This is a genomic window from Micrococcus sp. SL257 (assembly GCF_026625585.1).
GTDB classification, from domain to species: Bacteria; Actinomycetota; Actinomycetes; order Actinomycetales; family Micrococcaceae; genus Micrococcus; species Micrococcus luteus.
This window is the reverse complement of the sequence record NZ_CP113053.1, coordinates 1,763,504-1,777,593: the sequence shown is the minus strand read 5'-3', so window position 1 is coordinate 1,777,593 and position 14,090 is coordinate 1,763,504. Positions and strand designations below refer to the sequence as shown.

General features: G+C 73.0%; 14 protein-coding genes and 2 tRNA genes. 15 read left to right on the top strand and 1 reads right to left on the bottom strand.

Annotated features, from left to right (window positions below):
- Positions 1-281: 281 nt before the first annotated feature.
- The 11 genes from OVA32_RS08200 to OVA32_RS08150 all read left to right on the top strand — a co-directional run bounded on the left by OVA32_RS08200 (position 282) and on the right by OVA32_RS08150 (position 11,027).
- A complete protein-coding gene (locus OVA32_RS08200; RefSeq protein WP_101967222.1) occupies positions 282-3,509 on the top strand; it encodes an Rne/Rng family ribonuclease in 3,228 nt (1,075 codons plus the stop codon).
- 232 nt (positions 3,510-3,741) lie between these two features.
- Complete coding sequence (gene rplU, locus OVA32_RS08195; protein ID WP_002853919.1) at positions 3,742-4,047, top strand: 50S ribosomal protein L21; 306 nt, start codon at positions 3,742-3,744, stop codon at positions 4,045-4,047.
- Positions 4,048-4,098: 51 nt separating this feature from the next.
- Positions 4,099-4,356 carry a 50S ribosomal protein L27 gene (gene rpmA, locus OVA32_RS08190; protein ID WP_002853915.1) on the top strand — a complete coding sequence of 86 codons (258 nt, stop codon included), beginning with the start codon at positions 4,099-4,101 and terminating at the stop codon, positions 4,354-4,356.
- A 169-nt stretch (positions 4,357-4,525) separates the two neighbouring features.
- Complete coding sequence (gene obgE, locus OVA32_RS08185; RefSeq protein WP_041104897.1) at positions 4,526-6,073, top strand: GTPase ObgE; 1,548 nt, start codon at positions 4,526-4,528, stop codon at positions 6,071-6,073.
- A gap of 3 nt (positions 6,074-6,076) precedes the next feature.
- Positions 6,077-7,282 carry a glutamate 5-kinase gene (gene proB, locus OVA32_RS08180; protein WP_041104895.1) on the top strand — a complete coding sequence of 402 codons (1,206 nt, stop codon included), beginning with the start codon at positions 6,077-6,079 and terminating at the stop codon, positions 7,280-7,282.
- Positions 7,283-7,354: 72 nt separating this feature from the next.
- Complete coding sequence (locus tag OVA32_RS08175) at positions 7,355-8,704, top strand: glutamate-5-semialdehyde dehydrogenase (protein WP_041104893.1); 1,350 nt, start codon at positions 7,355-7,357, stop codon at positions 8,702-8,704.
- A 79-nt stretch (positions 8,705-8,783) separates the two neighbouring features.
- Positions 8,784-9,008, top strand: a complete 225-nt coding sequence (locus tag OVA32_RS08170) for a hypothetical protein (protein WP_041104892.1) — start codon at positions 8,784-8,786, stop codon at positions 9,006-9,008.
- Positions 9,009-9,082: 74 nt separating this feature from the next.
- Positions 9,083-9,730, top strand: a complete 648-nt coding sequence (gene nadD / locus OVA32_RS08165; protein ID WP_041104890.1) for a nicotinate-nucleotide adenylyltransferase — start codon at positions 9,083-9,085, stop codon at positions 9,728-9,730.
- The gene (rsfS, locus tag OVA32_RS08160) at positions 9,727-10,152 is read left to right on the top strand and encodes a ribosome silencing factor (protein WP_036316941.1); all 426 of its coding nucleotides are present in this window, start codon (positions 9,727-9,729) and stop codon (positions 10,150-10,152) included. Before nadD ends, rsfS begins: the two co-directional genes overlap by 4 nt.
- A gap of 12 nt (positions 10,153-10,164) precedes the next feature.
- Positions 10,165-10,830 carry a histidine phosphatase family protein gene (locus OVA32_RS08155; RefSeq protein WP_041104888.1) on the top strand — a complete coding sequence of 222 codons (666 nt, stop codon included), beginning with the start codon at positions 10,165-10,167 and terminating at the stop codon, positions 10,828-10,830.
- A gap of 121 nt (positions 10,831-10,951) precedes the next feature.
- Positions 10,952-11,027 (top strand) — tRNA-Ala (locus OVA32_RS08150).
- An 86-nt stretch (positions 11,028-11,113) separates the two neighbouring features.
- Here OVA32_RS08150 and OVA32_RS08145 read toward each other — a convergent pair.
- A complete protein-coding gene (locus OVA32_RS08145) occupies positions 11,114-12,244 on the bottom strand; it encodes an oxidoreductase (RefSeq protein ID WP_041104886.1) in 1,131 nt (376 codons plus the stop codon).
- Positions 12,245-12,413: 169 nt separating this feature from the next.
- On the opposite strand from OVA32_RS08145, the gene OVA32_RS08140 reads away from it, so the two are divergent.
- The 4 genes from OVA32_RS08140 (at position 12,414) to OVA32_RS08125 (ending at position 14,084) form a co-directional block, all read left to right on the top strand.
- Positions 12,414-12,486 (top strand) — tRNA-Ala (locus OVA32_RS08140).
- Positions 12,487-12,520: 34 nt separating this feature from the next.
- Positions 12,521-12,838 (top strand): hypothetical protein, encoded by a 318-nt coding sequence (locus OVA32_RS08135; protein ID WP_052520104.1) that lies wholly within the window; start codon positions 12,521-12,523, stop codon positions 12,836-12,838.
- A gap of 155 nt (positions 12,839-12,993) precedes the next feature.
- Positions 12,994-13,293: a transposase gene (locus OVA32_RS08130; protein WP_185194702.1), complete on the top strand. Its 300-nt coding sequence runs from the start codon at positions 12,994-12,996 to the stop codon at positions 13,291-13,293.
- Positions 13,290-14,084 carry an IS3 family transposase gene (locus tag OVA32_RS08125; RefSeq protein ID WP_185194703.1) on the top strand — a complete coding sequence of 265 codons (795 nt, stop codon included), beginning with the start codon at positions 13,290-13,292 and terminating at the stop codon, positions 14,082-14,084. The genes OVA32_RS08130 and OVA32_RS08125 overlap by 4 nt, the downstream gene beginning before the upstream one ends.
- Positions 14,085-14,090: the final 6 nt, after the last annotated feature.

Below are 14,090 nucleotides of genomic sequence, written 5' to 3'. Positions count from 1 at the left end.
CCCCCGCGTCGAGCATCGTGCGGGAGGTGGACGCCGGGCTTCGCCCGTGCGCGTCCGTGCGCCGGCCGGCGGACGGCACGTGACGCCCAGGCCCCGATCTCGAGGGCGCAGCGGTTCCGCGCCGGGCCCTGACGGTCGACGCGGTCCACCCGATGACTTCTCGGAGTCCGCCTCCCGGCGCACCCGTGGCGCACGGCGCCCGGGGCAACGCGGCCGGCGGCGGACGCGGACACGCCGGGCGGCGGCGAGTGTGGCGTCGTCGGTCGGCGGGAGGTGCTGCCATGGCGGCCAACAACGAGGACACGACCCGCGCAGACGAACGCGTGGAAGAGACGGCCGAGCAGGCCGTGACGCAGACCGCGGCGGACACCGCCGACGGGGCGGAGCCGGAGCGGACCGCCGCGTCCGACGACGCCGCGGACCCGGCCGAGGAGCCGAGCGCGCCGACGCTGCAGGTCGACCCGACCGACCCGTTCGCCGTGCCGGCGAACCTGATCGAGGTCCTGCGCACCGAGACCACGTCCCGGCAGCGCTCCGAGGACGAGGACGCCGGAGAGTCCGAGGACCGGGCCGAGGGCGCCGTGGTCTCCCGGCGGCGCCGCCGACGCCGCCGCGGTGAGGTGGACATGGAGCTCGACGGCGGCGAGGCCGGCGATCCCGAGCACACCGTCACCCGCGTGCGCGCGCCGCGCCAGGCCGTCGGCACCGCCTCGGACACCGTCCAGAGCGTCAAGGGATCCACCCGGCTCGAGGCGAAGCGCCAGCGCCGCCGCGACTCCCGCTCGGGCGGGCGTCGCCGCACCGTGATCACCGAGGCCGAGTTCCTGGCCCGCCGCGAGGCCGTGGACCGCAAGATGCTGGTGCGCCAGCGCGACCAGCGCATCCAGATCGCCGTGCTCGAGGACGGCGTGCTGGCCGAGCACTTCGTCTCGCACACCACGCAGGACTCGATGATCGGCAACGTGTACCTGGGCAAGGTCCAGAACGTGCTGCCGTCCATGGAGGCCGCGTTCGTGGACATCGGCCGCGGACGCAACGCCGTGCTCTACGCGGGCGAGGTCAACTGGGACGCCGCCCAGCTGGACGGCAAGCCGAGAAAGATCGAGAACGCGCTCAAGTCCGGCGACACCGTGCTCGTCCAGGTCACCAAGGACCCGGTGGGCCACAAGGGCGCCCGTCTGACCAGCCAGGTCTCCCTGCCCGGCCGCTACCTCGTGTACGTGCCGGGAGGCTCGATGACCGGCATCTCCCGCAAGCTGCCGGACGTGGAGCGCTCGCGTCTGAAGAAGATCCTCAAGGACCACCTGCCGCAGGACGCCGGCGTGATCGTGCGCACCGCGGCCGAGGGCACCTCCGAGCAGGAGCTGCAGAACGACATCAACCGTCTGCGCGCCCAGTGGGAGGGCATCCAGGAGAAGGCGTCCGGCACCAAGGTGCTCGCCCCCGAGCTGCTCTACGCCGAGCCGGACCTGACCATCAAGACGGTCCGCGACGTCTTCAACGAGGACTTCTCCGCCATGCTCGTGCAGGGCGAGGCCACGTGGGACAACATCGAGGCCTACGTGACCTACGTGGCCCCGCACCTGCTGGGCCGTCTGCACCACTGGGTGCCGGAGGACCACGACGGCGAGGACCTGTACGCCACCCACCGCGTGGACGAGCAGCTCCACAAGGCGCTCGAGCGCAAGGTGTACCTGCCCTCCGGCGGCTCGCTCGTGATCGACCGCACCGAGGCCATGACCGTGGTGGACGTGAACACCGGCAAGTTCACGGGCTCCGGCGGCAACCTCGAGGAGACCGTCACCAAGAACAACCTCGAGGCCGCCGAGGAGATCGTCCGGCAGCTGCGCCTGCGGGACATCGGCGGCATCATCGTCATCGACTTCATCGACATGGTGCTCGAGGCCAACCGCGACCTCGTGCTGCGCCGTCTCGTGGAGTGCCTGGGCCGGGACCGCACGAAGCACCAGGTCGCCGAGGTGACCTCGCTCGGCCTGGTCCAGATGACGCGCAAGCGCATGGGCACCGGGCTCGTGGAGGTGTTCTCGGAGACCTGCGAGCACTGCGCCGGCCGCGGCATCCTCATCCAGGACACGCCGGTCGAGCGGGGCCGCTCCGGCGGTGAGCAGCGCGGCGAGGCGGAGGGCCGCCGTCGTCGCCGGCGTCGGGGCGACGGCGAGGGCGAGCACGCCCACGCCGCCGCGGCCACGACGACGGGCGCCGAGCACGCCGACTCGGAGGACGAGCGGCAGCGCCGTGAGCGGGCCGAGGCCGCCCGGGTCGCCCTGCACTCGATCGCGAAGGCCTCCGGCAAGGTGGCCGAGGACGAGGCCCCCGCCCAGGAGTCCGCCCCCGCCGAGCAGGCGGCGGACGCCGCCGAGGACTCCGCGGCCGAGGCCGTCGAGGCCGCGTCGGCCGGGCCCGCGGAGGCCGGGCAGCCGGCCGGGACGGACGAGGAGGAGACGCCGCGTCGCCGGCGTCGTCGGGGCCGCCGCCGCGGCCGGGGCCGCACCGAGGAGTCGGCGGACACCGGCGCCGAGGACGCGGGCTCCGAGGATGCCGCGCGGTCGCACGACGATGGGCTCGCCGAGTCCGCCGGTCAGCCCCGTCAGACCGAGGAGGAGGCCGCCTCCGAGGCCCCTGGGGCCCCTGAGCACCAGGATCCGGTCGTGCAGGCCGAGGAGGCCGTGGCCGCCGTCGCGGAGCCGGAGGCCGATGCCGAGGCCGAGCCCACGGAGGATGCGGCCGAGCAGGGCGACCGCCCGCGCCGGTCCCGGCGTCGCCGGGGTGGCCGTGGCCGGTCCCGGCGGGACGGCGAGGCGGCCTCGACCGAGACCGACGCCGAGGACCAGGGCGCGGAGCGCGCCACGCCGTCGCGACACGACGCCGCGGACGCCGAGTCCTCGGCGGCCGCGCCCGCGGAGGACGCATCGGAGCCCGTGCCCGCCAAGGATGCCCCGGTGCCCGTGCCCGCCGAGGATGCCCCGGCGCCCCGGCGCCGCCGGTCCCGCCGGGCCTCGAGCGACGGCGTCGTCCGTCCGGCCGCCGGTGCGGACGCGTCCGCCGAGCGGACGGCCGACCGCACGGACGCGGCTCCGGTGGAGGCCACCGAGCCCTCGCCCGAGGAGTCCACGGACGCCACCGAGGTCCACGAGCAGCCCGCCGCCCCGGCCGCCGTCGAGGAGGCCGTGATGGTGGAGCCTGCGGCGACCGAGCCGACGGCGGCGCCCGCGGCGGACGCGGAGCAGGCGCCCGCCGCGGACGCCCCGGCCGAGACCCAGGCGGCCCCGACCGCCCCGGCGCCCGGATCGCCGCGCCGGCGCTCGCGTCGCGCCGTGTCGTCCGACGGCGTCCACGTCCAGGTCCAGGCCGCGCCCGGCGGCGCCCAGGGCGGCCGCTTCACCGCGGCCGTGGCCGAAGCGTCCACCCCCGCCGAGCCGCAGGGTGCCGCCCCGGTGATGCTCGGCGTCGGCGTGAAGGCCGCCGACCTGGCCCGGCGCGGCCGCTGACCGTCGTCGGTGCCGCCGCCCCGGGCCTGCCCCGGGCGGCGGCGACGCGCCGACACGCCTCTGTTTGGTCCGGATGCCCGGCAGCGAGTATGCTGGACCATCGGTGTTCACCGCCCGCACGCCCCCGCATGTCCCGGTGAGGGACCGCCGGACCCGGACGCAGCCGCGGTCGAGGTGCGGGCGAGCAGAACCCGATCTGATCCATTGAAACGTCGAGAGAAGTGAGTCCCAAGTGGTGTACGCGATTGTCCGCGCTGGCGGCCGCCAGGAGAAGGTTTCCGTCGGAGACCTCGTTACCCTTGACCGCGTTCCCGCTGAGACCGGTGGCTCCGTCGAGCTGCCCGCTCTGATGCTGGTGGACGGGGACGAGGTCAAGGCTGGCGCCGATGCCGCCGGTGTGAAGGTGACCGCCGAGGTCGTCTCCCACTCCCGTGGCAAGAAGGTCGTCATCATGAAGTACAAGAACAAGACCGGCTACAAGAAGCGCCAGGGCCACCGCTCTGAGCTGTCCACGGTCAAGATCACCGGGATCGCCTGAGCCGTCACCGGCACCGGCGAAACCGAGCATCCGAGAGGTTAGGCAACAGCAATGGCACATAAGAAGGCCGGCAGTTCCTCGAAGAACGGCCGCGATTCGAACCCGCAGTACCTCGGCGTCAAGCGCTACGGCGGCGAGGACGTCAACGCCGGCGAGATCATCGTCCGCCAGCGTGGCACCAAGTTCCACCCGGGCCGCAACGTCGGCCGCGGCAAGGACGACACCCTCTTCGCGCTGTCCGCGGGCTCCGTGGCCTTCGGCCAGCGCCGCGGCCGCAAGGTCGTGGACATCGTCCCCGCCGCGGAGTGATCTGACACTCGTGCGGTCTGCGTGCGGACCCTCGCCCGGCGAGGACACCCGCACCCCCTGACGCCCCGGCGGGGGCGGGCCCGGCATCCACCGGACCCGCCCCCGCCGTCGGCGTCTCCGGCCCCTGGGCCGTCTGAGTCCGATCCCTCCAGCCCCTAGGAGCACTCCCATGGCAGCCTTCGTGGACCGCGTGGTCCTCCACCTCACCGCCGGCAACGGCGGGCACGGGTGCGTCTCCGTGCATCGCGAGAAGTTCAAGCCCCTGGGTGGCCCCGACGGCGGCGACGGGGGCGACGGCGGCGACATCACCCTCGTGGTGGACTCGCAGACCACCACGCTGCTGGACTACCACCACGCCCCGCACCGGTCCGCTGAGAACGGCCAGCCGGGCATGGGCGACCACCGCGAGGGCAAGAACGGCCAGTCGCTCGTGCTGCCCGTGCCGGACGGCACGGTGGTCAAGGATGAGCAGGGCAACATCGTGGCCGATCTCGTGGGGGAGGGCGCGACCTACGTCGCCGCCGCCGGCGGTCAGGGCGGCCTCGGCAACGCGGCTCTGGCCTCCGTGAAGCGCAAGGCGCCCGGCTTCGCGCTGCTCGGCCTGCCGGGGGAGAGCCGGGACCTGACGCTCGAGATCAAGACCGTGGCGGACGTCGCGCTCGTGGGCTTCCCCTCGGCCGGCAAGTCCTCCCTCATCGCTGCCCTGTCTGCGGCCCGTCCCAAGATCGCGGACTACCCGTTCACCACGCTCGTGCCCAACCTCGGGGTCGTGCAGGCCGGCGACGTGCGCTTCACGGTGGCCGACGTCCCGGGCCTGATCCCCGGTGCCTCGGAGGGCCGCGGCCTCGGCCTGGAGTTCCTGCGCCACGTCGAGCGCTGCGCCGCGCTCGTGCACGTCCTCGACTGCGGCAGCCTCGAGTCCGACCGCGACCCGATCGCCGACTTCGAGGCCATCGAGGCCGAGCTCGAGGCCTACGCGGTGGAGCCCGTCTTCTCCCAGGGCGGGGAGGGCGTCGTACCGCTGAACGAGCGGCCCCGCCTCATCGCCCTGAACAAGACCGACCTGCCCGACGGCGCCGCGATGGCGGACATGGTCCGCGACGAGCTCGAGGGCCGTGGCCTGCGGGTCTTCGACATCTCCGCGCTGGCCCGCGAGGGCCTGGACGCCCTCAAGTACGCCATGGCCGAGCTCGTGGCGGAGGCCCGTTCCCGGGTGGTCGAGCCCGCGCCGGCCGCGCCCGTCGAGGTGCCGCGCCGGCATCGCCGCCGCGGCGAGCGGGCCGAATTCACGATCCGCCGCGAGGAACGCAACCTCGAGCCGCTGTTCCGCGTGCGCGGCGAGAAGCCCGAGCGGTGGGTGGCCCAGACGGACTTCCAGAACGACGAGGCGATCGGCTACCTGGCGGACCGGCTCCAGCGGGCCGGCGTCGAGGACGGCCTGTTCAAGGCCGGCGCGAGGCCGGGCGACGCCGTGGTGATCGGCGACGACGTCACGGGCGTGGTCTTCGACTGGGAGCCCACGCTGTCCGCGGGAGCCGAGCTGCTCGCCGGGCCCCGTGGCACCGACCTGCGGCTCGACGAGCGCACCCGCGCGACCCGCGCGGAGAAGCGCGCCGAGCAGGATGCCCGCCGGGCCGCCCGTGCGGCGACCCGGGCCGAGATGGAGGCCGAGCGACGCTCCGGCCTGTGGAACGACACCGACGATCGAGAGGGATGATCCATGTCCGTGCGGCGCACCGTCGTCACCCGCTATCCGACCCCCGCCACGCGCGGCTCCGAGGACCCGCGGGCCAACCCCGTGACCTCGCGGGAGACGATGCAGGCCGCACGCCGAGTGGTCGTGAAGATCGGCTCGTCCTCGCTGACCACCCCGGACGGCCTGGACGTGGCGGCCATCGACCGGCTCGTGGACGTCCTCGCCGCCGAACGGCAGAAGGGCACCCAGGTGGTGCTCGTGTCCTCCGGCGCCATCGCGGCCGGCTTCCCCCACCTCGGACTGGGCCGACGCCCCAAGGACACCGCCACCCAGCAGGCCTCCGCGGCGGTGGGCCAGAGCAAGCTCATGGCGCACTACACCACGAGCTTCGGCCGGCACGACACCGAGGTGGCCCAGGTGCTCCTGACCGCCGAGGAGCTCATGCGGCGCACCCAGTACACGAACGCGCACCGCGCCCTGTCGCGGCTGCTCACGCTCGACGTGATGCCGATCGTGAACGAGAACGACGCCGTGGCCACGCGTGAGATCCGCTTCGGCGACAACGACCGCCTCGCGGCCCTCACCGCCAACCTCTGCAAGGCGGACCTGCTGGTCCTGCTCTCGGACGTGGACGCCCTCTACACGGGCCACCCCTCGAACCCGGACGCGCGGCGCATCCCGGAGGTCGCCTCGGACGACGATCTGGCCGGCGTCGACGTGCGTGTGCCCGGTTCCGCGGGCGTGGGCACGGGCGGCATGGTGACCAAGGTGGACGCGGCCGGCATCGCGGCCACCACCGGCATCCCGACCCTGCTCACCTCGGCCGCGAACGCGGGCGCCGCGTTCGCGGGGCAGGACGTGGGCACGTGGTTCTCCGCCACCGGCCGCCGCCGGTCCGCACGCGCGGCGTGGCTCGGCCTCACGGCGGAGGTCCGGGGCCGGCTCGTCATCGACGATGGCGCGGTGGCCGGGGCGATCGACCGCGGCCGCTCCCTGCTGGCCGCGGGCATCACCGGCTGCACGGGCGACTTCACGCCGGGCGACGTCGTCGAGATCGTGGACGCGCACGGCCGGGTGCGGGCGCGCGGCCTCGTGCAGTACTCCTCGTCGCAGCTGCCCGCCATGCTCGGGCGGACGACCGCCGACCTCCGCGAGGACCTCGGCGCGGGCTACGACGGCGTCGTCGTGCACGCCGACGACTGGGTGCGCCTGGCTCCGCCGCAGCGCTGACCGGCACGGGCTCCGGCCGAGTCGACGGACCGGGCCTCGTGCCTCGTCCGGGGCGCTCGATAGGCTGGCGGCATGCAGACCACCGAGAGCACCGCACCCCAGGATCAGTCCGGCCGCCAGGACGCCGAGGCGCCGACGCCCGAGGTCGAGGAGGCCGTCCGCCAGCGGGCCGAGTGGGCGCGTCAGGCCGTGCCCGAGCTGGCCACCGCCGGCCGCGCCCGCAAGGACGCCGTCCTGCGCCACATGGCCGAGGCCCTGCGCGCCAACGCGGCCGCGATCATCACGGCCAACCGCGAGGACCGCGGCCGCGGCCGCGAGGCCGGCACCTCGGCGGCCCTGCTGGACCGCCTCAAGCTGGACGAGGCGCGCGTCGAGGCGCTGGCCCTCGCCCTGGAGACCCTGGCCGGCCTGCCGGACCCCGTGGGCACCGTGGTCCGCGGCGGTCCGCTGCCCAACGGTGTGCGGATGAGCCAGGTGCGGGTGCCCCTGGGCGTCGTGGGCGCCGTGTACGAGGCCCGTCCGAACGTCACGGTGGACATCGCCGGCATCGCCCTGAAGTCGGGCAACGGCGTGATCCTGCGCGGCGGCTCGGCCGCGGAGTCCACCAACGCGGTCCTGACCCAGGTGCTGCGGGAGGCGCTCGTGGACCAGGGCTTCGACCCCAACATCATCCAGGGCATCGACGACCTGGGACGTCCCGGCGTCGCGGCCCTGATGGCCGCCCGTGGCGCGGTGGACGTCCTCGTCCCGCGCGGCGGCCGTGAGCTGATCCAGCGCGTGGTCCGCGAGGCCCGGGTGCCCGTGATCGAGACGGGTGAGGGCAACGTGCACCTGTACGTGGACGCCTCCGCACCCAAGCAGATGGCGGTGGACATCGCTCTCAACTCGAAGACCCACCGCACCTCCGTGTGCAATGCGGCCGAGACCCTGCTGCTCCACCGGGACGCGGAGGAGGTGGGCCGAGAGGTGCTGCGCGCCCTCACCCGTGCCGGCGTACTGCTGCACGTGGACGAGGCCGCGCGGGCCTGGCTGCCCACGCTCGCCGACCGTGGCGACCACGCCCGGGACGCCGTGGACGCCACCGAGGAGGACTGGGGCGCCGAGTACCTGGACATGGAGATGGCCGTGCGCGTCGTGGACTCCCTCGACCAGGCGATCGAGCACATCGGCCGGTGGTCCACGGGCCACACCGAGGCCATCGTCACGAACGACCTGGCCGCGGCCGAACGGTTCATCACCGAGGTGGACGCCGCGGCCGTCATCGTGAACGCGTCCACGCGCTTCACCGACGGCGGCGAGCTCGGCCTCGGCGCCGAAGTGGGCATCTCCACCCAGAAGATGCACGCCCGCGGGCCCATGGGCCTGGAGGAGCTCACGACCACCAAGTGGATCCTGCGCGGCGACGGGCAGATCCGCCGCTGAGCCGGGCTACGATGGACACCAGGACCCCTTCGGCCCGGCCCCGGCCCGGCCGTCTGACCCGCTGCACCGAGGAGCATCCATGCTGAACACCGCCCTGATCCTGGCCGCCGCCGAGGAGGGCCACCACGTCGTCAACGAGCTGCCGATGGACCCCATCTGGTACGGCCTGCTCGTCTTCGCGCTGCTGATGGCCGCCCTGGCCGCCACCATGTCCATGCGCTCCCGCGCGCTGCGCCTGCCCGAGCCCACCACCGCGGTCCAGCACCACGGCACCGGCCGCGGCTCGCACACCTCCGGTCACTGACGTCTCACCGGCCCGCCGCGTCGTCGCCCCTGCCGGGGGCTGCGTGGCGGGCCGTCCGTTCGTCTCCTGAGCGCATGACCGTCGCCTCCCGCACCCCCGTGCCCGCGCCCACCGCCGGGGGCGCGCGCCGTCGTCGCCTCGGCATCATGGGCGGCACCTTCGACCCGATCCACCACGGGCACCTCGTGGCCGCCTCCGAGGTGGCCGCCGAGTTCGAGCTGGACGAGGTCGTCTTCGTCCCCACGGGTCAGCCGTGGCAGAAGTCGGACCGGCAGGTCTCCCCGGCCGAGGACCGCTACCTCATGACCGTGGTGGCCACCGCCTCCAACCCCCGGTTCACCGTCTCCCGCGTGGACATCGACCGCCCCGGCGTGACCTACACCGTGGACACGCTGCGGGACCTGCGCCGCCTGCACCCGGACGCCGAGCTGTTCTTCATCACCGGCGCGGACGCGATGGGCCAGATCCTCACGTGGAAGGACGTGGACGAACTCTGGGACCTGGCGCACTTCGTCGGTGTCACCCGTCCCGGCCACGACCTCTCGGACATGGGCCTGGGCGCCGACGTCTCCCTGATGGAGATCCCCGCCATGGCGATCTCCTCCACGGACTGCCGGGAGCGCGTCCGCCGGGGCCGGCCCGTCTGGTATCTCGTCCCGGACGGCGTCGTCCAATACATCGCCAAGCACCACCTCTACGTCTCGGAAGAGGAGACCTCGTGACCGTTCCCCAGACCACCCTGGACGCCCTCACCACCGCCGCGGCCGCCGCCGCGGACAAGCTCGGCACGCACATCGTCGCGTTCGACGTCGCCGAGCGGCTCGGCCTGACCGACGCCTTCCTGATCGCCTCCGGCGCCTCGGAGCGTCAGGTCAACGCGATCGTCGACGGCGTCGAGGAGGCGCTGTTGAAGGACGAGCAGCTCAAGCCGTTGCGTCGCGAGGGCCGGTCCGACGGCCACTGGGTGCTGCTCGACTACGGACACTTCGTGGTGCACGTCCAGCATCGCGAGGACCGCGAGTTCTACGCGCTGGACCGCCTGTGGAAGGACACCCCGGCGATCGACCTCGGCCTGCCGGAGGAGAGCACCCGACCGGACGCGGCCACCCAGGACGACGGCGCCTCCGCCTCGCACGCCTCCTGAGCGGGCCGGGAGATGCGCCTGATCCTGCTGCGTCACGGCGAGACCGACTGGAACGTCCTGGACCGCTACCAGGGGCACACGGACATCGAGCTGAACGCCGAGGGGGAGCGCCAGGCCCGCCGCGCCGCCGGCGGGCCCGTGGGTGACCTGGTCGAGGACGCGGAGGAGCTCGTGGCCGTGTGCTCCCCGCTGGCCCGGGCGCGCCGCACGGCCGAGATCGTCCTCGAGGCCCGGGTGGGCGCGGCGTCCGTGGCCGTCGACCCGGAGCTGATGGAGCTGGCCGGGGGAGAGTGGGAGGGCCTGGAGCTCAGTGCCATCGCGGAACGCTGGCCGGACGAGCACCGCCTTTGGCGGGCCGAGCCGGCGCTCGACGCCGGCCCCGTGGGCGGGGAGACCCTGCGCGGGGGCGGCGAGCGGGCCCTGCGTGCGCTGCGCGGACACGTTCCCCCGCACTGGGCGGACACCCCGCGCGACGGTGGTGCCCAGACCCTGCTCGCCGTGGCCCACGGTGCGCTGATCCGCGCGGCCACGGGGCTGCTCCTGCGTCACGAGGGCGAGGCCTTCGCGGCGATGGAACGGATCGGCAACGCCCGCGCCGCCGTACTGCAGGGCGCGTTCACTGCCAACACCGGGGCCGAGGGCTGGGGCGACTGGACCCTCGAGGGCTACAACATCTGAGGGCGCCCCGGCCAGGACGCCGATTTGGCGCCCGCGCGGGGACCGTGTACGCTGGTCGAGTTGCCAGCGAGGCGAACGGGCCGGAAACGGCGCGTGGACATCGCGGGTGACGCCCACATCTGGGGGTATGGCGCAGTTGGTAGCGCGTCTGCATGGCATGCAGAAGGTCAGGGGTTCGAATCCCCTTACCTCCACCAGTCAGAAGGCCCGGTCCATGCGGACCGGGCCTTCGTCGTCGTCGGGCTCCCGTGCGGGGCCGGGCGGCGACCGCCGCCCTGCGACATCACCGCGCTGCTGCACTGCGGTGATGTCGCTCCGCCGCGGTCCGTGCGGGGGACACGCCGGGGTACGCGGCGCGCTCCACCGCCGTGAGTGCGGGTTCCACCGCACGGCCCTCCCGCGCCGAGGCAACGGCGGCCTCGAGCACCGCCATCACGGCGACGGCCTGGTCCGGGGTGGCGGCGTCGCCGCTCGGGCGGCCCAGGATCGCGTCGCGCACGCCCGTGTAGGACCGCTGCTGGGCTCCGGTGGGCGCGGGGACGCGCTCGATGTTCCCCTCCCCGTCGTGCAGGAGGATCGGATCGGGGTCGACGCCCCAGTCCTCGGCGCCGGGGAGCAGACCCGCGCGCAGCTGCCCCTCCTGCTGATCCGGCAGTTCCTTCACCGCGGAGCCGCGCGTGCCGTGGACCGCGAAGCGCGGGCTGCCGCCGGCCACGAGCATCGATGCCTGCAGGACCACGCGCCGGCCCGGGTACTGCAGCACGCAGTGCGCCCAGTCCTCGACCGGGGCGCCCGGGCGCAGAGCTGCGAGGTCGGCGTCCACGCGTTCGGGGACGCCGAAGAGCAGGAGCGCCTGGTCGATCAGGTGCGGGCCGAGGTCGAACCAGATGCCGCCCCCGGGCACCGCAGCTTCCCGCCAGCGGTCCCGGACGGTCGGGCGGAAGCGGTCGATGCGGGACTCGAGGTGGACGACGTCCCCGAGCCGGCCGGAGCGGACCAGCTCGGCGATGCCCAGGAAGTCGCTGTCGAAGCGGCGGTTCTGGAACACCCGCAGCACCCGCCCCGTCTCGGCCGCGAGGTCGCGCAGCTCCCGCGCCTCGGCGAGACCCAGCGTGAAGGGCTTGTCCACCACCACGTGCCTGCCCGCCCTCAGGGCCGCGCGCGCGAGCGGCGTGTGCTGGTCGTTCGGGGCGGCGATCACCACGAGGTCCACGTCGTGGCGCGCCAGGAGCGCGTCCACGTCGGGCACCACGACGACGTCCGGCAGGTCCGCGTGCACCGCGTCCGGGCGGCTGGAGACGATGTGGGTGAGCGTGAGTCCCTCCGTGGCATGGAGCAGGGGGACGTGGAACGTCTTCCCGGCGAACCCGTAGCCGATCAGCGCGGTGCGGATCGGTGCGTCGGTGGGGGACATGCAGGACCTCCTGGTCTGGCGGCGGGCATGGGGGCGTCCCCTGCACGCTAGGCCGTGGGGCCGCGGCGGTCCATCGACGCCGCCGGGCCGGTTTGCACGGCCGCCGCAGGCTGGGTATCCTATCCAGGTGCTCCGGCCGGCCCGCCGGGAACGGAGTCACCACCCACCTGGGGGTATGGCGCAGTTGGTAGCGCGTCTGCATGGCATGCAGAAGGTCAGGGGTTCGAATCCCCTTACCTCCACGTAAGTTGAGAAGATCGAAACCTGCCCCGTCTGATGACGGGGCAGGTTCGTTTTTGCGTGGATGTCGCTCGTCACGGCGGTGCCGGTGTGGGCGAGGACGCTGGCGACGGGCTCGTCGGGCGTGTAGCTGACCTGTTCGTCCTCGTCGACGATGATGCGTGTGAAGAGGGCCGGGTTGAGCATGCGGCGTTCAGCTGGCTCGGCCTTGGCGTAGAGGTCCCCGAGATCGGTGAGGACGTCCGCGATCTGATCGAGCCCGGTGCGCGCGGTCGCGTAGGTGTCGGTGAGGCTGTCGAGCCGGTTGGTGATCGCGTCGAGGCTGGTGCGGATGCGTTCCTGTTCGCTCTTTAGGAGGTCGAGGGGGATCGCGTCGGCGTAGTGGGCCTGGACGAGCTTGAGGCGCTCGGCTTCGAGCTTGTCCCGCTGCGTCTCCAGGAGGGGTCTGCCGTGAGTTTGGTTGACATCTGATCTGTGGTCCCGGGAGGGACTGCTGGAAGGATGGCCTCATGCCCGCTGCATACCCCCGAGAGTTCCGCCAGGACGTGGTCGCGATCGCCCGTAAGGGTCAGATGCCGATCGCGCAGGTCGCTAAGGACTTCGGCATCGCCGAGTCCTGCCTACGGCGCTGGCTGGCCCAGGATGATGTCGAGGCCGGGATCCGGCCCGGCATCACCAAGGCTGAGAACGAGGAGCTGAAGGCTCTCAAGCGCCGCAACCGCGAGTTGGAGATGGAGAACGAGGTCCTACGGCGTGCGGCCGCGTATCTGTCCCAGGCGAACCTGAAATTCGGTCAGTCCCCAAAATGACCTATCCCGTCGTGAAGGACCTGGCCCGCGACGGGATTCCCGTGAAACTCTCCTGCCGGGTCCTCGGGTTCTCCCGTCAGGCCTACTACCAGTGGCTGGCCGAACCTGTCAGCGAGCGGGAATGGTCCGACGCGCATGCCGCCAACGCCGTCCTCGATGCCCATGCCGATGACCCGGAGTTCGGATACCGGTTCCTGGCTGATGAGCTCCGCGGCCGTGGCCTGGCCGTGTCGGACCATCAGGTGTTGAAGGCCTGTCGGCTCGTGAAGGTCCGCTGCTGCCACTCGATCCGTCGCGGCTCGGGCAAGCGTCCTGGCCCTGCCGTTCATGATGATCTGGTTCGTCGTGAGTTCCGCGCTGAGAAGCCGAACCAGCTGTGGCTCACGGACATCTCAGAGCATTGGGCCGGGGATTCCAAGCTCTATCTCTGCGCGGTCAAGGACGTGTTCTCGAACCGGATCGTGGGCTACTCGATCAATCGGCGGATGAGCTCGCAGCTGGCCGTGGACGCCCTGCAGATGGCTCTGGCCCGGCGTGGAGGCAAGGCCGAGGTGCAGGGTTGCCGGGTGCATTCGGATCGAGGATCGCAATTTCGAGCCGGCCGGTTCGTGGAGACGCTGCGGGTCAACGGCCTGGTCGGGTCGATGGGCAGGGTCGGTGCTGCTGGGGACAACGCGGCAATGGAATCCTTCTTCGCGCTGTTGCAGAAGAACGTGCTGAACCGGCGTCGCTGGCAGTCCTTCGACCAGCTCCGGCTCGCGATCGTGGGGCGTGTCAACTTGTCTGTGTAAGCGGGG